The sequence below is a fragment of the Arthrobacter sp. 2RAF6 genome (assembly GCF_052115205.1).
In the GTDB taxonomy this organism is placed as follows: domain Bacteria; phylum Actinomycetota; class Actinomycetes; order Actinomycetales; family Micrococcaceae; genus Arthrobacter.
The window spans coordinates 1-330 of sequence record NZ_JBFRGF010000150.1 but is presented as its reverse complement, the minus strand read 5'-3'; the positions used below and the strand labels follow the sequence as shown (position 1 = coordinate 330).

Genomic DNA, 330 nt, shown 5'->3' with positions numbered 1-330 from the left:
GGTGGTGGTGTTGTAGCTGGTGGTGCCGGGCACGGTGGTGTTGGCGGCGTCTTTGAGGGTGTAGGTGATGGAGGTCGCGGTGACGGCCTGGTTGAAGGTCGCGGTGGGTGCGGTGGTGGTGGGCACGGCGGTGGCGTTGCTGGCCGGGGTCGTGGAGGTTACCGCCGGTGGTGGCGGCGGAGCGGYGGTGGTGAAGGTCCAGGTGTAGGGGGCGGTCATGGTTTGGCCGGCGGTGTTGGTGGCTCCGCTGATGGTGGCGGTGTAGGTGGTGCTGTTGGCCAGGGCCGCGGTGGGGGTGAAGGTGGCGGTGTTGGTGGTGGTGTTGTAGCT

General features: G+C 68.4%; 1 protein-coding gene. It reads right to left on the bottom strand.

Annotated elements, in window-relative coordinates; genetic code table 11:
- Window positions 1–330, bottom strand: a 330-nt coding sequence (locus tag AB4Z38_RS25905) for an Ig-like domain-containing protein (protein ID WP_441432360.1), incomplete at both ends; no start/stop codon positions are given.